The organism is Rhodoferax sp. GT1R46 (assembly GCF_056521285.1).
Window position 1 is genome coordinate 738,368 of sequence record NZ_JBWMBC010000001.1, and the last position, 20,902, is coordinate 759,269.

Below are 20,902 nucleotides of genomic sequence, written 5' to 3' on the forward strand. Positions count from 1 at the left end.
ACATTACCCGGGGAAAACATGTCCAGAGCGCTCAAAGTTTTAATGTTCATCTACTTCGTGGTGTTCGTCACTACGGGGGCGTTCATGGTACTGATCGTGAACGCGGATGAGGCATCGCCTTACTGGATTGGCCTGCTGGCCCGCAACCACGGCATCGTGTTCGTGTGGCACCTGGCGTGCTGGATGACGATGGGCATGTTCTCGAATTACTACTGGGATCTGTTCAATATGGGCCGGGGGCTGGAATCGGTGCAGGTGGAGCGTATCGTGCTGCCTCTGCTGGTTTCCCCCGTTGTTTTTTACCCGACCTATAACCTGTGGCTCTCCAGCAGCTCGCAAAGCTACATCTTGTTTGAAGTCATTGCTTTTCAGAGTGGCTTTTTCTGGCAGGCGCTTTTTACCAAGGCCAAGCCTCTGGATGTTGCTGCCACGGTCATTCCCTGGTCGGTGAACAACAGCGGTAGTTCCAAATAAGCTCGATTTTTCAGCCGGGCCGGACCATGCGAAACAATTGCTCCGGACCCACTGAAAAATAATCGGCCGGGCCGCCACCGCGCAACACGTGACCGGCCCCGGCGGTGTTGTACACCCCGCCTATCAGCAGGGCTTTGGCAATATGCACCGCCACCACTTCGCCCAGCACCAGCCAAGTGGGCACCTTTTCGCCATCGGCTCCCTGCAACTGCAGAATTTGCGTCAGGCGGCATTCAAACGACACCGGGCTCTCGGCCACCCGCGGCACAGCAATGACGCGAGAGGCGACGGGCGTAAGCCCTGCCAATGTGAATTCGCTGACATCGGGCGGTACCGGGGCGCAGGTCTGGTTCATGGCTTCGGCCAATGCGCGCGTGGTGAGGTTCCACCCGAACTCGCCCGTCTCTTCTATGTTGCGGACCGTATCCTTGTAGCCAATGCTGGCAAAGCCAACGATAGGTGGCGTGTAGTTAAAAGCGTTGAAAAAGCTGTATGGCGCCAGGTTCAACGCGCCCGCCGCGCTACGCGAAGAAATCCAGCCGATAGGGCGTGGCCCCACGATGGCGTTAAAGGGGTCATGCGGCAGGCCATGGCCGTTGCGGGGTTCGTAGAAATGAATTTCGTCAGACAAGGGTAGCTCCATGGGATTCAGTTGATTCGGCGCCAACATCATCGCTCACTTAGCGCAGCTGCTAGCCAATGGAGCCATGCTGCTTGCCAGACAGCAGTGGTTCAAGCTCTGAATTGCACCGCCATGGGTCAACCCCCGATTGCTTCTACTTCTGAATGTCACCAATGCAGAGGTACTTGATCTCAACGTAGTCGTCCATGCCAAAGTGCGAACCCTCGCGGCCCAGGCCGGATTGCTTGACGCCGCCGAACGGCACGTGTTCGGTGGCCAGAATGCCCACGTTGATGCCGACCATGCCGTACTCCAGCGCCTCGCCCACGCGGTAGATGCGGCCGATATCGCGGCTGTAGAAGTAGCTGGCCAAGCCAAACTCCGTGTCGTTGGCCGCGTCAATGGCTTCCTTCTCGGTCTTGAACTTGAACACTGGCGCAAACGGTCCAAAGGTTTCTTCGCGGGCACAGAGCATATCGGGCGTGGCATCGGCCACGACGGTGGGCTCGAAGAACTGACCGGCCAGGCGTTTGCCACCCACCAGCACGCGGCCGCCCTTGGCTACTGCATCATCCACATGGCGCTGCACTTTTTCAAGGGCCGCTTCTTCAATCAGCGGGCCCTGGTTGACACCGTCTTCGAATCCATTGCCGACCTTGGCCGTGCGTACTTTTGCAGCAAACTTTTCGACGAACTGGTCGTACACGCCTTCTTGTACGTAGAAGCGGTTGGAGCACACGCAGGTCTGGCCGGCGTTGCGGTATTTGCTGGCAAACGCACCTTCCACGGCGCTGTCAATGTCGGCATCATCAAACACGATGAAGGGTGCGTTGCCACCCAGTTCCAGAGACAACTTCTTGACGGTAGGGGCGGATTGGGCCATCAGAATGCGCCCCACTTCGGTGGAACCGGTGAAGCTGATGTGGCGCACCACGTCACTGGCGCACAGCACTTTGCCAATCGCAATCGAATTGCTGCCGTCGGCGCTCAGCATATTGAGCACACCCGCTGGAATGCCCGCACGGATGGCCAGCTCTGCTGCCGCCAGAGCGGTCAAGGGAGTCAACTCAGCAGGCTTGATGATGACCGGGCAGCCAGCGGCCAGCGCAGGCGCGACCTTACGGGTGATCATGGCCAATGGGAAGTTCCATGGGGTAATGGCGGCACACACTCCGATGGGTTGCTTGATGACCATCAGCCGGCGGTTGTTGTCAAACTGGGGCAGGGTTTCGCCGTTCAAGCGCTTGGCTTCTTCGGCAAACCATTCCACAAAGCTGGCGCCGTAGGCGACTTCGCCTTTGGCTTCGGCAAAGGGTTTGCCTTGCTCTGCGGTCATGATGCGTCCCAGGTCCTCCTGGTTGGCCATCAACAGGTCAAACCACTTGCGCAGAATAAGACTGCGCTCTTTGGCGGTCTTTGCGCGCCATGCCGGCCAGGCAGCATTGGCGGCGGCAATGGCAGCTTCGGCCTCGGCAGATCCCAGATTGGCTACATCTGCCAGCTTGAGTCCGGTGGCGGGGTCCAGCACGTCAAAGCGACTGGCGCCCGCAACCCATTGGCCGTTGATCAGGGCATCGGTTTTGAAAATGGTCGGGTCGTTTAGCAGGGCGAGGGGGGATGTTTTCATGTCCATGGGATTGGCTCCAGATCAGTGCGCAGGAAAAAGTGAAGTTGACTATCAGCGGTAGCGTACGCCAGGCAGTACGCACAGCATTTCAAACAGGAGGTTAGCACCTAGCAAAGCCGTGTTTCCATTGGGGTCATACGGAGGTGACACTTCCACAAGATCGCCGCCTACCAGGTTCAGACCACGGCAGCCGCGAATGATTTCCAGCGCCTGCGGCACGGTCAAACCCCCAATTTCAGGGGTGCCGGTGCCTCCTGCGAACGCGGGGTCAATGCCGTCAATATCAAAACTTAAATAGCAGGGGGCTTGGCCGATGGCCTCACGAATCTGTGCCATCAGTGGGGCCAGCGACTGGTACCAGACTTCGTGGGCTTGCACCACGGTAAAGCCCTGTTGGCGCGGCCAGTCAAAATCATCGGCGCCATAGCCGCTGCCGCGCAGGCCAACCTGCCACACCTTGCTGGTTTGCAGCAGGCCTTCTTCCACAGCCCTGCGGAACGGTGTGCCGTGGGCAATGCGCTCACCGAACATGTCGTCGTTCACATCGGCATGGGCGTCCACATGAATGAGAGCCACCGGACCATGTGTTTTTGCTATGGCCCGCAGGATCGGCAGCACGATAGTGTGGTCGCCGCCCAAGGTCAGTGGTTTGCACCCCGCGTCAACGATCGGCTGGTAGTGCCGCTCAATGATGGCGACAGACTTTTCCAGGTTGTAGGTGTTGATGGCCACGTCGCCCAGGTCCGCCACCTGCAGGGCATCAAACGGCGCAGCGCCAGTAGCCATGTTGTAGGGGCGAATCAGGCTCGACTCGGCACGGATCTGCCGGGGGCCAAAACGTGTGCCGGGACGGTGGCTGGTGCCTATGTCGAGTGGCACGCCGATGAAGGCGGCGTCCAGGCCAGCAGGCTCAACGGCGACTGGCAGGCGCATCATGCTGGCCAACCCGCCGAAGCGGGGCATGGTGTTGCCGCCCAAGGGTTGATTGAAGCTCATTTGCTGCGTCCGCGCAGCCACTCCAGCACCATCATCAAGGCTGCAGTGAAGAGGATGAGCAGGGTGGCTACGGCGGCAATGGTGGGAGAGATGTTTTCACGAATGCCGGTAAACATCTGGCGCGGTAGCGTCACCTGCGATGGGCCGGCCAGAAACAGCGTGACCACCACTTCGTCAAACGAGGTGGCAAAAGCGAACAGTGCGCCCGAAATCACACCCGGCGCAATCACCGGCAAGGTGACGCGAAAGAAGGTTTGAATTGGGCCGGCTCCCAGGCTCAGGCTGGCTTTGACCAGATTCTGATTGAAGCCTTGCAGCGTGGCCAGCACGGTGGTGACCACAAAAGGCGCACCCAGTGCCGCATGCACCAATATCAGCCCGGCGTAAGAGTCCGACAGGCCGATGCGGGCGAAGAACAGGTAGGTGCTGACACCCACCACCACAATCGGTACCACCATGGGTGCAATCAGCAGGCTGGTGATAAACCCCTTGCCAAAAAACTGCACGCGGGCCAGGCCCACTGCCGCCAGCGTTCCCAGCGAGGTGGCAATCAATGTAGCCAGCGGTGCCACGATGAAGCTGTTGCGCGTGGCACGGGCCCAGTCGTCGGACGCAAACAGCTCCTGATACCAGCGCAGTGACCAACCTGGAATCGGGTAGGACAGAAACGAGGAGTTGCTGAACGACAGCGGAATGATCACCAGTATCGGGAGCAGCAGAAAGAACAGCACGGAGCCGCACAGCACGCGCAGGCCGCACCAGCCAAGCTTGTCCAGCAAGGTGTAGTACGCAGGAAAGACGGATGGTTTCATGGCAATTAACCCAGGCTGATTTCGGCTTTGGCAAACCGGCGGTAGACCACGTACAGCACCAGCGTGGCGGCCAGCAACACCGAGCCCAGGGCGCAGGCCATGCCCCAATTGACTTCGACGTTGGTGTACTGGGCCACGTAGTAACTCAGCATCTGGTCCCCCGGGCCACCCAGCAGGGCGGGGGTGACGTAGTAACCAATGGAGGTAATGAATACCAGCAAGCCACCTGCTGCTACGCCGGGGTAGGTTTGCGGAACATAGACGCGGAAGAAGGCGGCCAGCGGTGCGCTGCCGAGTGACACCGCTGCGCGCACGTAATTGCCCGGAATGGACTTCATCACACTGTAGAGCGGCAAAATCATGAACGGCAACAGGATGTGCACCATGGCAATGATGACGCCCAGCCGGTTGAACAACAGCGGTATGGGCTCGCCAGTCAGGCCAACGAACATCAAAAAGCGATTCACCAGCCCATTGGATTGCAGCAGCACAATCCAAGCCGCAATGCGCACCAGCACCGAGGTCCAGAATGGCAGTAGCACCAAAATCAACATCAGGTTGGCCTTGCGCTCACTCAGGGTCGTTAGCCAAAAAGCCAGTGGATAGCCCAGCAAGATGCACACCAGCGTTACGACGCCGCTGATGGAAAAGGTACGCAGCAAGATGTCGCTAAAAGCAGCTTCTTCTGCCCCCACGCGGACAATGTTGCCTTGCGCGTCACGCTTCAGATCGACTGCTGTCAGCAGGTAATCGGGAGTCCAGCGAGAGCTGTTTTTGGCAATGGCCCACCAATAGGGCAACTCGGCCCAGCGCGGGTCATGCGCCAGCAGTTTTTCTTTGGCCTGAGCAGGGCTCAGGTCGGAGCCCAAAGGCAGGGCGCGGTAGGTGCCCATGATCAGCGAGCGGGCGCCACTGATTTCGGTATTGAGTCGGCGGGCCAGCACGCCAGCTTGCGCCGTTTCGGGGATGGCGGTCAGGTCGGCCAATAGGGCGCTGTAGGCTGCATCAGGCGGCGCAGCTGTGCGGTCCCAATCGGCGAGGGCCTTGCCGGTTTGACTGAGCGTGCCAGCCACCTCGGGGTTTTCAACAGCCCGAACCAGCAAGGCCCCCAGCGGCACGAGAAACGTGACCGCCAGGAACAGCAGCAAGGGAAGGGTCAGTGCGATGGCGCGCAGGCGCTTGCGGCGTTCCACCCGGCCCAACTGAGTGGCCAGAGCCGAGCCCGCCAAAGTAACCGTTGCATTCATGCCTTGACCCTTTTTAAACCAACTTTATTGCGCAGCCCAGGCGGCGAAACGTTTTTCCAGTGCCTCGCCCTGGTCAGCCCAGAACGAGATGTTGAATTGCAGCGCGTCCTTGCTGTTGGCAGGCGATGTGGGCAAGAGTCCCAGCACTTTGGCATCCAGCTTCGCCAGCGCCTTGTTGTTGGTAGGTCCATAGGAAATGTTGCGGGCGTACTCGGCTTGCGCATCGGGGCTGGACGCCATCGCGATGAATTTCAGAGCCAGGTCCTTGTTGGGTGTGCCCTTGGGCATGACCCAGTAGTCCAGATCATAGATGCCACCGGTCCAGGTAATCTGCAGGTTTTTGCCTTCGCGCTGGGCCGCATCAATGCGGCCGTTGTAGGCGGTAGTCATGACTACGTCGCCTGCCACCAGAAACTGGGGAGGCTGTGCACCGGCTTCCCAAAACTGGATATTGGGCTTGAGTTCGGTCATCTTCTTGAAGGCACGATCAGCCCCGTCTTTGGTGGCCAGCACTTTGTAGACGTCAGCGGTTTTGACGCCATCGGCCATCAAAGCGAATTCGAGGTTGTAACGTGCGCCCTTGCGCATGCCGCGCTTGCCGGCAAACTTCTTGGTATCCCAAAAGTCAGCCCAGGTGGTGGGTGCTGTCTTGAGCTTGTCGCCGTTGTAGGCCATCACGGTGGACCAGATGAAGGTACCCACACCGCATTCGTGCACAGCCGCTGGCTGGAAGTCGGCCTTGTTGCCCACTTTGGACCAGTCCATCTTCTCGAACAGGCCTTCGTCGCAGCCACGGTTCACATCAGGGCTTTCCACTTCGACCACATCCCAGCTGATTTTCTTGGCTTCGACCATGGCTTTGATCTTGGCTTGCTCACCGTTGTATTCAACAGCGACGATCTTTCCAGCGCCGGACTTTTCGAACGCTTCGAAGTAGGCTTTTTTCTGTGCGGCGCCGTTGGCACCACCAAAGTTGACCACGGTCAGCTGGCTCTGCGCCAATACCGGCAGAGCGACCGTAGCGGCAATAGCAATCATCAAAGGCTTGAGTTTCATCGACGTTTCCTCTTATTGGAAGTTGAGTTGAAAGTTGAAAAATGCTGTGGTTCAGCGGTACACACGCAGGTGTTCTGGGGGGGCATGGACCGAAATGGTCTGGCCGGGTTCGGGCAACTGGTGGTGGGCCAGCGGCATCTTGATGGTGGCGTCAGGTTGGCCTGGTACCTCGCAGCGCACGCGCAAGTGGTCGCCGTAATACATGATGTCGATGACGCGGGCGTCAAAGGTATTGGTGGCGGGTGCCGGCGCAATCTCAAGACGCTCGGGACGTATGCCGCACTGCACCGTTTCGCCCACTTGTGCGCTGTTGACGTTGAAGCCGCGCATCAGCGCACCCGAGGGCAGGCGAACCTCGCACTGGGTGCCATCCAGGCGGGTGAGTTCAGCCTGCATCACCGTTCTATCGCCTACAAAGGCGGCCACGAATTTGTTGACGGGCGTCTCATACAAATTGTTGACTACGTCAATCTGCTGGATCTGGCCGTCATTGAAAACCGCCACGCGGTCTGACATGGTCAGCGCTTCGGTCTGGTCATGCGTGACGTATACAAAGGTCACACCCAGTCGGCGGTGCAGTGCCTTGAGTTCAATCTGCATGTGCTCACGCAGTTGCTTGTCCAGCGCACCCAGTGGCTCGTCCATCAACACCAGTTGGGGGTCGAATACCAGGGCGCGGGCCAGGGCCACGCGTTGCTGCTGTCCCCCCGAGAGCTGGGCCGGATAGCGCGAGCCCATACTGCCGAGTTGCACCATGTCGAGCGCACGCACCACTTTGGCTTCACGCTCTGCGGTGGACAGTTTGCGCACGGTCAATGGATAGGCAATGTTGTCCGCCACCGTCATGTGTGGAAACAAGGCGTAGTTCTGAAAAACCATGCCAAAGTTGCGCTTGTGGGGCGGAGTTCGGGTGATGGGCACACCGTCCAGGCTGATCTCTCCTGCGGTTGGAGATTCAAACCCGGCGAGCATCATCAGAGTGGTGGTTTTGCCTGAGCCGGATGGACCCAATAGCGACAAAAACTCGCCGCGCTGGATATCCAGGTTCAGGTCGCGCACTACGAGGTTCTTGCCATCGTAGGTTTTCTGCACGCCCGTGAAGCTGACGAGGGCTTGGGGTTGGGTCATCTGTGTGGGCCTGTTGTAACTTGTATCGATCAGTCGGTATGATGCAAGATTGATGCCGTGTTGGCGATCAACTTGCGTCTGCCCCGCACCATTGTGCGCAGATCAGGCCACCGCGTCAAAGCAGGCAGACATGATGCCCAGGCCTTCATCAAGAATCGCGTCGCTGGCGGTCAAAGGTACCAACACCCGAATCACGTTGCCGTACGTTCCGCAGGTCAGCAGGATCAGACCCCGTGCCGTGGCTTCGGTTGCAATGCGCTTGGCCAGGTCGGCGTCGGGCTGCTTGATGTCACCGTTCTTGAACAGTTCAATTGCCACCATGGCACCCAGACCGCGTACGTCGCCAATGCAGGTGTGGCGGGTTGCCATTTCCTTCAAGGCGGCTGTCAGGCGTTTGCCGACTTCGACGCTGCGTTGCAGCAGGTTCTCTTTTTCAAATACGTCCAGCACGGCCAGCGCCGCGGCGCACGCAATGGGGCTGCCGGCATAGGTGCCGCCCAGGCCGCCCGGTGCGGCTGCATCCATCACCTCGGCGCGTCCGACCACGGCGGAGATGGGGAAACCACCGGCCATGGACTTGGCCATGGTGATCAGGTCGGGTGCCACGCCACTTTGCTCCACAGCAAACCAGGTTCCGGTGCGCCCAGCGCCCGTTTGCACTTCATCGCAGATGAGCAAAATGCCTTGTGCATCGCACAGGGCGCGCAGGCGCTTCATCAGTTCAGGAGGCGCGACGTGGAAGCCACCTTCGCCTTGCACCGGCTCGATGATGATGGCAGCCACGCGGCTGGCCTCAATGTCGTTCTTGAAGATGGCTTCTACCGAAGCAATCGAGTCATCGACCGTGACGCCATGCAGCGCGTTGGGGAACGTAGCATGGAACACCTCGGCCGGAAACGGTCCAAACCCCGTCTTGTAGGGGGCTACTTTGCCGGTCATGGCCAGGGTCAGCAGCGTGCGTCCGTGGTAGCCACCGGCAAAGCAAATCACGCCCGAGCGCTTGGTGGAGGCGCGGGCAATCTTGATGGCGTTCTCGACCGCCTCAGAGCCGGTGGTCAAAAACAGCGTTTTCTTGGCAAAGTCACCGGGGGCTTTGGCGTTGATGCGTTCAGCTAGTTCCACATACGGCTCATAGGCCAGCACCTGAAAGCAGGTGTGCGTATAGCGGTCCAGCTGGTCTTTGACCGCCTGGATCACGGCAGGGTGGCGGTGACCGGTGTTGAGCACCGCAATGCCACCGGCGAAATCCACATAGCGGCGTCCTTCCACATCCCAGATTTCGGCGTTCTCGCCCTTGGCGATGAAAATCTGGTGACTGTGACCGACACCGCGGGGAATGGCGGCCTGGCGGCGGGCGAAGAGGGCAGCGTTGGTGAAATTGGGGTCGCGTTGCATAAAAGGTCCTTGGGCTGTGACGGTCGGTCGGTAGCGCCCGAAATCGGTCGAGCGTATTCAAGTCCGACTGTAGGTGCCAGTGGGTGGCGCTAACATATACAGATTGCCTTCAAATTGGAGCGCACTGTGCAGCCCGCAATACCAGTACACACAAACCCTTGCCCGATGGGGCCTGCTTTCGATGTTTGTTCTTGACTCCCAGTCAACCGTTCCTCTTGTCACGCAGATCGTGGCCGGATTCCGCCAGATGGTGGACGATGGGGCATTGCGCCCCGGTGCCAAATTGCCGTCCATCCGCCAGTTCGCGCATGCCAATGGCGTCAGCGTGTACACCGTGGTGGATGCTTACGACCGGCTGGTGGCGCTGGGCTACTTTCAGTCGCAAGCCAACTCCGGATTTTTTGTGCGCAGCCGCACCAGCACCGAGACTGTCACCACAGGCGGGCCGGGGCAGTACAGCTTTGATTCCATGTGGTACCTGTCGCGTATTTTTGAGAATCGCGGTCTACGCAGCAAGCCCGGCTGCGGGTGGTTGCCCGGAGACTGGCTTTTTGCCGATGGCTTGAAGCGCAGCCAGCGTGCACTGGCGGCCGAAGATATGGATTTGGGAGGCTATGGCGAGCCCAAGGGCTATTTGCCGTTGCGCCAGCTGGTACGGGACTTGTTGGCATCGCGCGAAATCGTGCTGGGTGCGGACCAAGTGCTGTTGACCCAAGGGTCAAGCCAGGCCATGGATCTGGCGGCCCGCAATCTGGTGCGCCCAGGTGATGCGGTGCTGGTGGACGCACCTGGCTACGCCAATCTGTTGTTTTCACTGCGCTTTTTGGGGGCCAAACTGGTGGGTGCCCCACGCACGCCGGATGGCTATGACCTGGACCTGCTGGAGGCACGCATCATTGAGCACCGCCCTAAAGTGTTTTTTACCCAGCCCAGACTGCAAAGCCCGACCGGGTCCACAGCGTCGCTGTCGCAGTTGTACCGGGTGTTGCAACTGGCCGAGAAGTACGATTTTGTGGTGGTGGAGAACGATATCTACGCCGATCTGGACCCTCAGGCGCATCCTTCACTTGCCAGTCTGGACCAGCTCAAGCGCGTGCTCTACATCGGCAGTTTTTCCAAGACCATTTCACCCAACATCCGCGTGGGCTACGTGGCTGCGGGTGCGCTTCTGCTGGAAGACATGGCCCGCTTAAAGATGCTCTCGGGGCTGACCTCCTCCGAATTCACCGAGCGCTTGGCGTATGGCGCCCTGACAGATGGGCGCTGGCGCAAGCACCTGAAAACCCTGCGGGACAGGCTTGCACGGGGGCAGCAGCTGCTTTCGGCCCAGTTGCTCAGCGCGGGATTTGAACTGTTTACCGAGCCGAAAGCGGGCATGTTTCTCTGGGCCCGCCACCCGGCATTTCAAAATGCCGCTGAAATGGCCTACCGCGCCGCAGAGCAAGACATTCTGCTGGGGCCCGGGCATCTCTTTTCTGTCGATCTTGAGCCTTGTCAATGGCTCCGTTTTAACGTTGCTTGGTCGCAGGACGAGGCATTTGAGAGCTTTCTTGGCGAACTCCGCGTGGCCTAAATTCAAACCCTTGCTTCGGCGCTGCAAAACGCTGTTACTTATTTGGCAGTTTCTGTCGCAGCAGGCACAGGTGCGGGGACCGGGCAGGTGGGCGCCAGTCCAAGCTGGTCCCGCAAGGTTTTGGCATCGTAGTAATCCCCCTGGTACTGGATACGTCCGGCCTTGGTATGAATCATGGACAGCCCGTGCAACTCGATGGCTTTTCCGGTGGGCTTCTCGCATTCGAAGGGTATGCCAGTGTTGGTCCCTGTGAATACCCAACGGAAGGCAATGGAATCGCCCTGCACAATCGGCTTGCCTTCCATTTTCCATTGCAGGTCGGGCAACGCCATCATGAAAAACTTGATGACGTTGTCGCGGGCCGTCACGATTCCATAGGAAGATGCACCGACCGTGGCATCGAAGTACTCGACGTCGTAGTCCAAACTCAGCGCGGCTTCGTTGTAGTTGTGCGCGTTCCATGCGGCCATGTATTTCTGGACGACTTTGAGTGCGCTGTCGGCGGCGTGGGCGTTACCCACACACAATATCAAGGGCAAAAGCACAAGGCGGCTGAGGCCTTGCAAGGTGGAAATTTTCATGGTGTCTCGTGGTTAGAAAATAGTCGCGAAAAGTTGTTGTCCGGTGCGGTTAACCGCTGTGTTTGACCATGACGTGGCGGGCGCAGCTATAGTCTTCCCGCGCGTAGACCGACATGTCTTTGCCGTAGCCGGAATGCTTCATGCCGCCGTGCGGCATTTCAGAAACCAGCATGAAGTGGGTGTTGACCCAGGTGCAGCCGTATTGCAGGCGCGAGGCCACGTTCATGGCCACACCCACATCGCGTGTCCAGACCGAACTGGCCAGTCCGTACTCTGAGTCATTGGCCCAGGCCACGGCCTGCTCGGCATTCTTGACGCGGGTGATAGATACGACCGGGCCAAACACTTCGCTGCGCACGATTTCGTCGTCCTGCAAGGCACCAGCCACCACCGTGGGCTTGTAGAAAAAACCTTTGTTGCCTACGGTGCTGCCACCGGTGGTGATCTCGACATGCGAGAGCTGGCTGGCGCGGTCCACAAAGCTGGCGACGCGGTCGCGCTGACGGGCAGAAATGAGCGGGCCCATCTCGACACCGGGTTCCTGCTGCGTGCCTACCTTGATGCCCGACACAGCACTGCTCAGGTCGGCCACCAGGCGTTCGTAAATCTTCTCGCCGGCATAGACGCGGCACGCTGCGGTGCAATCCTGACCGGCGTTGTAGTACCCGAAGGTGCGCAGGCCTTCGACGACACTGGCGATGTCGGCATCGTCCAGCACAATGACCGGCGCTTTGCCACCAAGCTCCAGGTGCGTGCGCTTGATGCCGCGGGCGGCGGCTTCCATAATTTTGCTGCCGGTGGACACATCGCCGGTGAGCGAGGCCACGCGAATGCGGGGATCACGGATGAGCGGCGCACCCACGGTGTCACCCCGGCCGCAAACAATATTGACCACGCCGGGTGGCAGAATGTTGGCCAGCAACTCGCCCAGTCGCAATGTGGTCAACGGTGTGTTCTCAGATGGCTTGAGCACCACCGTGTTGCCCATGGCGATGGCCGGGCCCAGCTTCCAGGCCGCCATCATCAACGGGTAGTTCCAGGGCGCAATAGAAGCCACCACACCGAGCGCGTCGCGGCGGATCATGCTGGTGTGGCCGGGCAGGTATTCACCCGCCATGGTGCCCATCATGTTGCGGATGGCGCCGCCAAAAAAGCGGTACACGTCGGCAATGGCGGGAATTTCGTCGTTGCGTGCCGCGCTGAGCGGCTTGCCGCAGTTGAGTGACTCTAATGAAGCCAGTTCGTCACCATGGGCTTCAATGGCATCGGCAATCTTGAACAGGTAGCCACTACGGTCTTTGGGAGTGAGCGCCGCCCAGGCCGGAAATGCCGCGCTGGCGGCATCCACCGCCTGGCGCAACTGGTCGGCGCTGGCCTCGCGCACCCCGCACAGTACCTCTCCGGTGGAAGGGTTGAGAATGGACTCAGCGCGGCCTTCACCGGTGACGGTGGTGCCGTTAATCAGAAGCTGGGTTGAAAAGCGTTGTGCAGCCATGGCAGTGCTCCAGAGGGGGTAGTCGATGGGAAAAAAAAGGGTCAGCGGTTGGACGGGTTGGCATCACCGTCACGGGTGAGGCGCCAAGCGAGCAAAATCAGCGGCATGGTGATGAACATCACCAACAGGGCCACCACGTTGGTGATGGCCACTTCACGGGGGCGGCTCAATTGGTTGAGTAACCAGATTGGCAGCGTGCGGTCGTTGCCGGCGGTGAAGGTGGTGACGATCAATTCATCCATCGACAGGGCGAAGGCCAGAATGCCACCAGCCAACAAAGCCGTGCTGAGTTGCGGCAGCACCACATAGCGCAGTGTGGTCAGGGTATCTGCACCCAGATCCATGGAGGCTTCAATCAATCGGGCGGGCAAGCGGCGCAGGCGGGCCACCACGTTGTTGTGCACGATGACCACGCAGAACGTGGCGTGGCCCACCACAATGGTCCAGAAGCCCGGCGTCACGTCCATTAACTTGAAGGCCGCCAGCAGCGCAATACCGGTAACGATACCGGGAAGGGCGATTGGCAGGATCAGCAGCGTGGTGAACGCATCCTTGCCGAAGAAGCGGTCGCGGTTCAGCGCAGCAGCGGTCAGCGTGCCCAGCACCATGGCGATCACCGTGGCCATGGCGGCTACCGACAGCGACAACAGCATCGAGGCCCGGATATCGGTGCGCTCCAGTGCCCGCGAGAACCAATGCAAGGTCACCCCCTGCAGCGGAAAGCTATAGCCACTGTCGTCACTGTTGAAGGCATACAGGGCAATGAAGATCAGCGGCAGGTGCAGGAACGCCAGTCCGGCGTAGGCGAACAGGCGCAGAAAATTAAAGCGCATCAAAGGCTCCCAAACGGCGTGCCAGCGACAGGTAGATGGTGATCAGCACGATCGGTACACAGGTGAACGCTGCCGCCATGGGCATGTTGCCAATGGTGCCTTGCAGGGTGTAGACCATGCTTCCGATGTACAGGCCGGATGGGCCAATGAGTTGCGGAATGATGTAGTCGCCCAGTGTCAGCGAAAACGTGAAGATGGAACCTGCCACTACGCCGGGAAACGCCAATGGCCACAACACCGTGCGAAATGTTTGCCACGGGTGTGCGCCAAGGTCCGCAGAAGCCAGCAGCAAGTTGGAGGGCACGCGCTCAATTGCCGCCTGAATCGGCAGCACCATGAATGGCAACCAGATGTAGGTGAACACCAGAAAGCGGCCGAGGTTGGAGGTGGCAAGCGTCTCGCCGCCGATTCCGGGAACACTCAGCACGACTTGCAGCAGCCCGGTCAAACCCAACTGGTTCAGCACCCAGTAAATCACGCCGCCCTGCGCCAGCAGCACCGTCCAGGCGTAGGCCTTGACGATGTAGCTCGCCCACATGGGCAGCATCACGCCGACAAAAAAGAAGCCTTTTTCCCAGGGTTTGGCAAAGTGCGCCATGTAGTACGCCATGGGAAAGCCAATGAGCACCGTGCCCAGCGTGACCGCTATGGCCATACCCAGCGTGCGCAGCACGATGTCCAGGTTGGCCGGCACCATCAGCGCGAGGAAGTTGGCGCTGGTGAGCTCTGCAGTGACCGACATGGCCAGATCGTCGAAGGTGAACACGCTCTGGCTCAGCAGGGTCAGCAGCGAGCCGATATAAACCACGCCAAACCACATCAGGGGTGGCATCAGCATCAAGAACAGCGTCAAGGTGCGGCGCTGGTACATCACGTTGGAGACACGCCGCCGCAGTCTCTGGTCGCCAGCGGTCAGCCTGGGCGTTGACAGGGTATCAGCCATGCAGCATCACCATGCTGTGGGTGGACCAATGCAAAACCGCACGCTGCCCGGGGCAGGTGCGAGCCGCCAGATCGCTCGCGGCCTGGTTCTCCGGCTGCATGGCGGTGATGATCTGGTCACCCACCCGCACTTCAATGCGTTGGTTGGCACCCAAAAATTGGATGGCCAACACTTCGCCCTCTACCGCAATGCGGTCCTGTCCGACAACTGAACCGGGGGCGCCAATGCTGATCGCCTCCTGTCGAACACAAAACGCCTGTGAGTTGCCAGTGATGGCCTGCGCCAAAGCCGAATCGATCACATTGGAACTGCCCACAAAGTCCGCCACAAAGCGGGTACGGGGGCTGTGGTACAGCTCGCGCGGGGTGGCAATCTGCTCAATGCGCCCTTTGTTGAAAACGGCAATGCGGTCTGACATCGACAGGGCTTCACCCTGGTCGTGCGTGACGTACACAAAGGTGATGCCCAGCTTGCGGTGCAACACTTTGAGTTCGACCTGCATCTGCTCGCGCAACTTCAGGTCCAGCGCCCCCAGGGGTTCATCCAGTAACAGAATACGTGGGCGGTTGACCAGCGCACGCGCCAGCGCCACCCGCTGGCGTTGACCGCCGGAGAGTTGTGCCGGCGTGCGCTCGCCATGGTCGGGCAGGGCCACCATGGCCAGAGCTTCGCGGGCCTTGGCATGGCGTTCGGCCTTGGCCATATTGCGCACCATCAGTCCATAAGCCACGTTGTCCAGCACATTCATATGCGGGAACAGCGCGTAGTCCTGGAAGACGGTGTTGACGTCGCGTTGGTAGGGTGGCGTGCCAGAAGCTTCCTCACCCATCAGCGTCAGACTGCCGCTGGTGGGTTGCTCAAAGCCGGCCATCAGGCGCAGGGAGGTGGTTTTTCCGGAACCCGATGGTCCCAGCATGGAAAAGAACTCACCCTCTTGAACGGTGAAACTGACGCTGTCCAGCGCCTTGACTTCACCGTAGTGCCGGGAAATGTCTTTGAACTCGATAGCAACTGGCATGGAACCCTTTAACCATTCAAACAAAAATCAGCGGCCGCCCATGATGGCGATGTAGTCCATCGTCCACTTGGAGTACGGGACGCAGGTGCCCTGGGTGCTGCACTTGGTCTGGGGTGTCTTCCAGAACTTGACTTGTGTGAAGCGGTCGTAGCCGTTGTCCTTGCAGAAGTCGCTGCCACCGGGCGCTTTGGCCTTGCAGGCTGCAGCGCGCACGGGGGCGGCACCAAACCACTCGGCCAGCGGCGCCTGAACGCTGTCGCTCAGGGAGTGTTCCATCCATTGGTAGGCACAGTTCACGTTCTTGGCATTGGCGTGTAGCATGGTGGTGTCAGCCCAGCCGGTCACACCTTCTTTGGGGATGGTGGACGCGACGGGCTGTGGTGGCTTTTCTCCGGTCAGGGTGTTGACCTGGTAACCCCATGAGCCGGAAGCTACAACGCCTTCGTTTTTGAAGTCGTTCATTTGAACGGTGGAGTCATGCCAGTAGCGGTGCGTCAGCTTTTTCTGGGCGCGCAACAGTTCCAGCACGGCAGCGTATTGCTTGTCGTTGAGCTCATACGGGTCTTTGATGCCCAGCTCGGGCTTTTTGGACATCAGGTACAGGGCGGCGTCGGCCAGATAGATGGCGCCGTCATACGCCTGTACGCGGCCCTTGTTGGATTTGCCGTCAGGCAGCTTTTGTTCTTCAAACACCACAGACCAGGAATCGGGTGCCTTCTTGAATACGTTGGTGTTGTACATCAGCACGTTGGGGCCCCACTGGTAGGGCACGCCGAAGTGCTTGCCATCGACCGTGTGCCAGGCGGCATCTTGCAGGCGTGCGTCCACGTTTTTGTAGCTGGGTACGAGTGCGGGGTTGATTTCCTGCACCAACTTGGATGCGATCAGGCGCAGACTGGCATCGCCAGAGGCAGTGACCAGGTCGTAGCCACCGAGCTTCATCAGGGACACCATTTCGTCGGAGGTGGCAGCGGTCTTGACGTTGACCTTGCAGCCGGACGCTTTTTCGAAGCCGCTAACCCAGTCATACGCTTTGTCGGATTCGCCGCGCTCAACGTAACCTGCCCACGCGATGATGTTGAGTTTGCCCTCGCCCTTGCCAACGGCAGCGGGAGGAGCGGCGACACTGGACGCTGCGGTGGCTACGGCCAGCAGACCTGTTAGTAAAGCGCGGGTTTGTGACATGAAAACTCTCCAAATGTTGAGGACACAGCCCACGGTCTGCGGGCCGAAAACCGGCTGGTCGCCTGCGCGATCGGGGCCTGGCAGGAATGGTAGGCGGCTTGCGCGTCCCCATCCAGACGCCGCCTCCGATAGAATCCATCGGTAAAACAGAAACATCGCACCAAATGGCGTAAATGTAGTGGTTTACCCCAGGGTCCAAAGTGGTGCATGCAAGGGTTTACCCGTCTAAAGGTCTGAAATGGTGCCTAAATTTCGAAAATGAGCACTTCATTTAAAGGTATTCGATATTTCATAGCGGTCGCGGAAGCGGGCTCGATCACGGCGGCTATCCACGGGCTGGGGGTTTCGCAGTCGGTGGTGTCGCAAGCCATTGCCCAGATCGAGGCCGACCTGGGCACCTTGTTGTTTGACCGGCGCGCGCGCGGCATGTCGCTGACCCATGCCGGACACCAGTTTTTGCGCCACGCCCACCAGATTGAAGTGGCCATGCGCAATGCGCGCGATGCGCTCTCGTCGCGCCCCCACACGGTCACGGGACACCTGAACATTGGTGTGACCAGCCTGATGGTGGGCTACTATCTGCCGTTTCTACTGGACCGATTCCGCCGGGTGTTCCCGCGCATCACGGTGCAAATTACCGAAGACCGGCGCGATTACCTGGAACACCTGCTGGTCAGCGGCGAACTCGACGTGGCGCTGATCGTGGTGTCGCAGTTGCAGAACCACCATGCATTGGAGACCGAAACGATTCTGCGTTCGGGCTGGCGCGTATGGTGCCCGGTCAACCACCGGCTGGCGGGGGAAGAAAAAGTCCAGGCCACCGAGTTGGCCCAGCAATCTCTCATCCTGCTGCAGGTGGACGAGTTGGGCGATGCCACCACGGCGCTGTGGAATGCCGGCGGAGTGGACCCCACGGTGCTGATCCGCACCTCGTCGGTGGAGGCGGTGCGCAGTCTGGTGGCCACTGGGGCGGGTTGCTCTGTGTTGCCCGATATGTTGTACCGGCCCTGGTCGCTGGAGGGTGACCGTATCGAGGCGCGGCCGCTGGCGCAAAGCCTGCCGCATCTGGAGGTGGGGTTGGCCTGGCGCAAGGGGGCGGCGCAACCGGAATCGTTGCGCAACTTTCTAACAGCCGTGCGGCCCACCCTGGAAGGTTCTGCTTCGGTGGGTGGAACCTATCTGCGCTGAGCTCGGGCGATAATAGGCAGCTTGATTCCTGCCGAACTTTTGCCCACAGATCGAATTGCCATGACCCAGTCCAGCCAGCCCACCATGAGTGTCGCCGACATTCGCAAAACCTTTCTCGACTTCTTCGCCTCGAAAGGCCATACCGTAGTTGCCAGCAGCCCCCTGGTTCCCGGCAACGACCCCACCCTGATGTTTACCAATTCGGGCATGGTGCAGTTCAAGGATGTGTTTTTGGGTGCGGACAAGCGCGGCTATGTGCGTGCGGCCTCGGTGCAAGCCTGCTTGCGCGCTGGCGGCAAGCACAACGATCTGGAGAACGTGGGGTACACCGCGCGCCACCACACCTTCTTCGAGATGCTGGGCAACTGGAGTTTTGGTGACTACTTCAAGCGCGACTCCCTCAAATGGGGGTGGGAGCTGTTGACCCAGGTCTACGGTTTGCCGGCTGACAAGCTGCTGGCCACGGTTTACATCGACGACGACGAGGCTTACGACATCTGGACCCAGGAGATTGGCCTGCCGCCCGAGCGCGTGATCCGCATCGGGGACAAAAAGGGCGGCAAGAAATACCAGTCCGACAACTTCTGGATGATGGCCGACACCGGCCCTTGCGGCCCCTGCTCTGAAATTTTTTACGACCATGGCGACCACATCCCTGGTGGCCCCCCCGGCAGCCCGGGGGAAGACGGCGACCGCTTCATTGAAATCTGGAACCACGTGTTCATGCAGTTCGACATGCAGACGGACGGCAGCCTTCACAAATTGCCCGCACCCTGCGTGGACACTGGCATGGGCCTGGAGCGCCTGGCGGCGATCCTGCAGCATGTGCATAGCAACTACGAAATCGACATTTTTGACGCGCTAATCAAGGCAGCGGCTCGCGAAACCGGTTGTGCCGATCTGCAAAACAAGAGCCTGCGCGTGATTGCCGACCACATCCGCGCCACCGCGTTCCTTGTGAGCGATGGCGTCATTCCCGGTAACGAAGGCCGGGGCTACGTGCAGCGCCGCATCATCCGCCGCGCTATTCGCCACGGCTACAAGTTGGGCCAGAAGACGCCGTTTTTCCACAAGCTGGTGGGCGACCTGGTGGTGGTGATGGGTGAGGCCTATCCCAATCTGGCGGCGCAGCAGGCACGCATTACCGAAGTGTTGCGGGTGGAAGAGGAGCGTTTCTTTGAAACACTGGCCACCGGTATGGAAATTCTGGACGACGCGTTGGGGATTGATGGTTCCACCGGCGTGGCAAAGGTCAAGCTGTTGCCAGGCGATGTGGCCTTCAAGCTGCACGACACCTACGGCTTTCCGCTGGACCTGAGCGCCGACGTGTGTCGCGAAAACGGGGTGGAGGTGGACGAAGCCGGTTTCCACGCCGCCATGGAGCAGCAAAAGGCCAAGGGCCGTGCGGCGGGCAAGTTCAAAATGGACCGCGCGCTGGAATACTCCGGTGTGTCCACCGACTTTGTCGGCTACGAGCAGCTGACCAGTGCTACTAAAGTTGTAGCACTCTACGCAGACGGTACGCCGGTTAACGTGCTAAATGCGGGTCAACAAGGCGTTGTGGTGCTGGACACCACCCCGTTTTACGCCGAGAGCGGCGGCCAGGTGGGTGACGAAGGCGCCATCTTCTGTGACGCATCCCTGTTTGAAGTGGGCGACACGCAAAAGATCAAGGCCGATGTGTTTGGCCACCACGGTACGCTCAAGACCGGTAGCCTCAAAGTCGGTGACGCGGTTACCGCGCATGTGGACACCGTGCTGCGCGCCTCCACCGTGCGCAACCACTCGGCTACCCACCTGATGCACAAGGCCCTGCGCGAAGTGCTGGGTGACCACGTGCAGCAAAAGGGCAGCCTGGTCAACGCCGAGCGCACCCGTTTTGACTTTGCGCACAACGCACCGGTCACCGACGCGCAAATCCGCGAAATTGAAGTGCGTGTAAACGCCGAAATCCTGACCAATGCGGCCACGCAGGCGCGGGTCATGGACATTGAGTCCGCCCAAAAGACCGGCGCCATGATGCTGTTTGGCGAAAAGTACGGCGAAACCGTGCGCGTGCTCGACATTGGCAGCAGCCGCGAACTCTGCGGCGGCACCCATGTGCAGCGCGCGGGCGACATAGGTTTGTTCAAGGTGGTGGGTGAGAGTGGCGTTGCCGCCGGCATTCGCCGCATCGAAGCCATCACCGGCCAGCATGCGCTGACTTACCTGCAGGACCTGGAAGACACAGTGAGTGCTGCGGCAGCCACCTTGAAGGCCCCCGTAGCGGAGCTGGCGGGCCGCCTGCATCAGGTGGTGGATCATGCGCGCGCATTGGAAAAAGAAGTGGCGGCCCTCAAGGGCAAGCTGGCTTCTGCCCAGGGCGACGAGATGCTGTCGCAGGCGCTGGACCTGAACGGCGTGAAGCTGTTGGTCGCTACGCTCGATGGTGCCGACAGCAAGACCCTGCGTGACACCATGGACAAGCTCAAGGACAAGCTCAAAACGGCCGTCATTGTGCTGGGCGTGGTGGATGGCGACAAAGTGCAAATCGCCGTGGGCGTGACGCCCGACACCACGGGCAAGGTCAAGGCCGGCGAACTGGTCAACTTCATTGCGGCGCAAGTGGGCGGCAAGGGCGGCGGCAAGGCCGACATGGCCATGGCGGGTGGCACCGAGCCGGCCAAGCTGGCAGGCGCGTTGGCCAGCGTGCAGGCCTGGGTGACTGCCAAGCTCTGACTGGCGATGAG

The 20,902-nt window shown here is 59.9% G+C and carries 18 protein-coding genes; 4 read left to right on the forward strand and 14 right to left on the reverse strand.

Annotated elements, in window-relative coordinates:
* The first annotated feature begins 42 nt into the window (after positions 1-42).
* The gene (locus AC097W_RS03455; RefSeq protein ID WP_479600918.1) at positions 43-474 is read left to right on the forward strand and encodes a hypothetical protein; all 432 of its coding nucleotides are present in this window, start codon (positions 43-45) and stop codon (positions 472-474) included.
* A 10-nt stretch (positions 475-484) separates the two neighbouring features.
* Here the strand turns inward: AC097W_RS03455 and AC097W_RS03460 are convergent, their stop codons facing one another.
* The 8 genes from AC097W_RS03460 to gabT all read right to left on the reverse strand — a co-directional run bounded on the left by AC097W_RS03460 (position 485) and on the right by gabT (position 9,357).
* Entirely contained in the window at positions 485-1,117 is a 633-nt protein-coding gene (locus AC097W_RS03460) for a flavin reductase family protein (protein WP_479600919.1), read from the reverse strand.
* A 133-nt stretch (positions 1,118-1,250) separates the two neighbouring features.
* Positions 1,251-2,729 (reverse strand): NAD-dependent succinate-semialdehyde dehydrogenase, encoded by a 1,479-nt coding sequence (locus tag AC097W_RS03465; protein ID WP_479600920.1) that lies wholly within the window; start codon positions 2,727-2,729, stop codon positions 1,251-1,253.
* Positions 2,730-2,774: 45 nt separating this feature from the next.
* Entirely contained in the window at positions 2,775-3,719 is a 945-nt protein-coding gene (speB, locus tag AC097W_RS03470; protein WP_479600921.1) for an agmatinase, read from the reverse strand.
* Positions 3,716-4,531, reverse strand: coding sequence for an ABC transporter permease (locus tag AC097W_RS03475; protein ID WP_479600922.1), 816 nt, complete (start codon positions 4,529-4,531; stop codon positions 3,716-3,718). The genes speB and AC097W_RS03475 overlap by 4 nt, the downstream gene beginning before the upstream one ends.
* A gap of 5 nt (positions 4,532-4,536) precedes the next feature.
* Positions 4,537-5,778: an ABC transporter permease gene (locus AC097W_RS03480; RefSeq protein WP_479600923.1), complete on the reverse strand. Its 1,242-nt coding sequence runs from the start codon at positions 5,776-5,778 to the stop codon at positions 4,537-4,539.
* A 24-nt stretch (positions 5,779-5,802) separates the two neighbouring features.
* Positions 5,803-6,834 (reverse strand): ABC transporter substrate-binding protein, encoded by a 1,032-nt coding sequence (locus AC097W_RS03485; RefSeq protein WP_479600924.1) that lies wholly within the window; start codon positions 6,832-6,834, stop codon positions 5,803-5,805.
* Positions 6,835-6,885: 51 nt separating this feature from the next.
* The gene (locus AC097W_RS03490; protein ID WP_479600925.1) at positions 6,886-7,962 is read right to left on the reverse strand and encodes an ABC transporter ATP-binding protein; all 1,077 of its coding nucleotides are present in this window, start codon (positions 7,960-7,962) and stop codon (positions 6,886-6,888) included.
* 102 nt (positions 7,963-8,064) lie between these two features.
* On the reverse strand, positions 8,065-9,357 hold the full coding sequence (gene gabT, locus AC097W_RS03495; protein WP_479600926.1) for a 4-aminobutyrate--2-oxoglutarate transaminase: 1,293 nt from the start codon (positions 9,355-9,357) through the stop codon (positions 8,065-8,067).
* Between the two features lie 181 nt (positions 9,358-9,538).
* Between gabT and AC097W_RS03500 the strand changes: the two genes are divergently transcribed.
* Complete coding sequence (locus tag AC097W_RS03500) at positions 9,539-10,930, forward strand: aminotransferase-like domain-containing protein (RefSeq protein ID WP_479600927.1); 1,392 nt, start codon at positions 9,539-9,541, stop codon at positions 10,928-10,930.
* Positions 10,931-10,968: 38 nt separating this feature from the next.
* Here AC097W_RS03500 and AC097W_RS03505 read toward each other — a convergent pair whose 3' ends face one another.
* From AC097W_RS03505 to AC097W_RS03530, 6 genes are read right to left on the reverse strand one after another with little or no spacing between them, the layout of a single operon-like run.
* A complete protein-coding gene (locus tag AC097W_RS03505) occupies positions 10,969-11,511 on the reverse strand; it encodes an ester cyclase (protein WP_479600928.1) in 543 nt (180 codons plus the stop codon).
* Positions 11,512-11,560: 49 nt separating this feature from the next.
* Positions 11,561-13,006 (reverse strand): gamma-aminobutyraldehyde dehydrogenase, encoded by a 1,446-nt coding sequence (locus AC097W_RS03510; RefSeq protein ID WP_479600929.1) that lies wholly within the window; start codon positions 13,004-13,006, stop codon positions 11,561-11,563.
* A gap of 41 nt (positions 13,007-13,047) precedes the next feature.
* Positions 13,048-13,839, reverse strand: a complete 792-nt coding sequence (locus AC097W_RS03515; protein ID WP_479600930.1) for an ABC transporter permease — start codon at positions 13,837-13,839, stop codon at positions 13,048-13,050.
* Positions 13,829-14,782 (reverse strand): ABC transporter permease, encoded by a 954-nt coding sequence (locus AC097W_RS03520; protein WP_479600931.1) that lies wholly within the window; start codon positions 14,780-14,782, stop codon positions 13,829-13,831. The genes AC097W_RS03515 and AC097W_RS03520 overlap by 11 nt, the downstream gene beginning before the upstream one ends.
* Complete coding sequence (locus AC097W_RS03525; protein ID WP_479600932.1) at positions 14,775-15,800, reverse strand: ABC transporter ATP-binding protein; 1,026 nt, start codon at positions 15,798-15,800, stop codon at positions 14,775-14,777. The genes AC097W_RS03520 and AC097W_RS03525 overlap by 8 nt, the downstream gene beginning before the upstream one ends.
* Before the next feature lie 27 nt (positions 15,801-15,827).
* Complete coding sequence (locus AC097W_RS03530) at positions 15,828-16,985, reverse strand: ABC transporter substrate-binding protein (protein ID WP_479600933.1); 1,158 nt, start codon at positions 16,983-16,985, stop codon at positions 15,828-15,830.
* Positions 16,986-17,243: 258 nt separating this feature from the next.
* Between AC097W_RS03530 and AC097W_RS03535 the strand changes: the two genes are divergently transcribed.
* Together AC097W_RS03535 and alaS are read left to right on the forward strand one after the other, a co-directional pair.
* Positions 17,244-18,173 (forward strand): LysR family transcriptional regulator, encoded by a 930-nt coding sequence (locus AC097W_RS03535; RefSeq protein WP_479600934.1) that lies wholly within the window; start codon positions 17,244-17,246, stop codon positions 18,171-18,173.
* 60 nt (positions 18,174-18,233) lie between these two features.
* On the forward strand, positions 18,234-20,891 hold the full coding sequence (gene alaS, locus AC097W_RS03540) for an alanine--tRNA ligase (protein WP_479600935.1): 2,658 nt from the start codon (positions 18,234-18,236) through the stop codon (positions 20,889-20,891).
* The last annotated feature ends 11 nt before the right edge of the window (positions 20,892-20,902 follow it).

Excerpts from the sequence above, each read along its gene's own strand:
- AC097W_RS03455 (WP_479600918.1), top strand. The coding sequence starts at position 43 with ATGTTCATCTACTTCGTGGTGTTCGTCACTACGGGGGCGTTCATGGTA.
- AC097W_RS03460 (WP_479600919.1), bottom strand. The coding sequence starts at position 1,117 with ATGGAGCTACCCTTGTCTGACGAAATTCATTTCTACGAACCCCGCAAC.
- AC097W_RS03465 (WP_479600920.1), bottom strand. The coding sequence starts at position 2,729 with ATGGACATGAAAACATCCCCCCTCGCCCTGCTAAACGACCCGACCATT.
- speB (WP_479600921.1), bottom strand. The coding sequence starts at position 3,719 with ATGAGCTTCAATCAACCCTTGGGCGGCAACACCATGCCCCGCTTCGGC.
- AC097W_RS03475 (WP_479600922.1), bottom strand. The coding sequence starts at position 4,531 with ATGAAACCATCCGTCTTTCCTGCGTACTACACCTTGCTGGACAAGCTT.
- AC097W_RS03480 (WP_479600923.1), bottom strand. The coding sequence starts at position 5,778 with ATGAATGCAACGGTTACTTTGGCGGGCTCGGCTCTGGCCACTCAGTTG.
- AC097W_RS03485 (WP_479600924.1), bottom strand. The coding sequence starts at position 6,834 with ATGAAACTCAAGCCTTTGATGATTGCTATTGCCGCTACGGTCGCTCTG.
- AC097W_RS03490 (WP_479600925.1), bottom strand. The coding sequence starts at position 7,962 with ATGACCCAACCCCAAGCCCTCGTCAGCTTCACGGGCGTGCAGAAAACC.
- gabT (WP_479600926.1), bottom strand. The coding sequence starts at position 9,357 with ATGCAACGCGACCCCAATTTCACCAACGCTGCCCTCTTCGCCCGCCGC.
- AC097W_RS03500 (WP_479600927.1), top strand. The coding sequence starts at position 9,539 with ATGTTTGTTCTTGACTCCCAGTCAACCGTTCCTCTTGTCACGCAGATC.
- AC097W_RS03505 (WP_479600928.1), bottom strand. The coding sequence starts at position 11,511 with ATGAAAATTTCCACCTTGCAAGGCCTCAGCCGCCTTGTGCTTTTGCCC.
- AC097W_RS03510 (WP_479600929.1), bottom strand. The coding sequence starts at position 13,006 with ATGGCTGCACAACGCTTTTCAACCCAGCTTCTGATTAACGGCACCACC.
- AC097W_RS03515 (WP_479600930.1), bottom strand. The coding sequence starts at position 13,839 with ATGCGCTTTAATTTTCTGCGCCTGTTCGCCTACGCCGGACTGGCGTTC.
- AC097W_RS03520 (WP_479600931.1), bottom strand. The coding sequence starts at position 14,782 with ATGGCTGATACCCTGTCAACGCCCAGGCTGACCGCTGGCGACCAGAGA.
- AC097W_RS03525 (WP_479600932.1), bottom strand. The coding sequence starts at position 15,800 with ATGCCAGTTGCTATCGAGTTCAAAGACATTTCCCGGCACTACGGTGAA.
- AC097W_RS03530 (WP_479600933.1), bottom strand. The coding sequence starts at position 16,985 with ATGTCACAAACCCGCGCTTTACTAACAGGTCTGCTGGCCGTAGCCACC.
- AC097W_RS03535 (WP_479600934.1), top strand. The coding sequence starts at position 17,244 with ATGAGCACTTCATTTAAAGGTATTCGATATTTCATAGCGGTCGCGGAA.
- alaS (WP_479600935.1), top strand. The coding sequence starts at position 18,234 with ATGACCCAGTCCAGCCAGCCCACCATGAGTGTCGCCGACATTCGCAAA.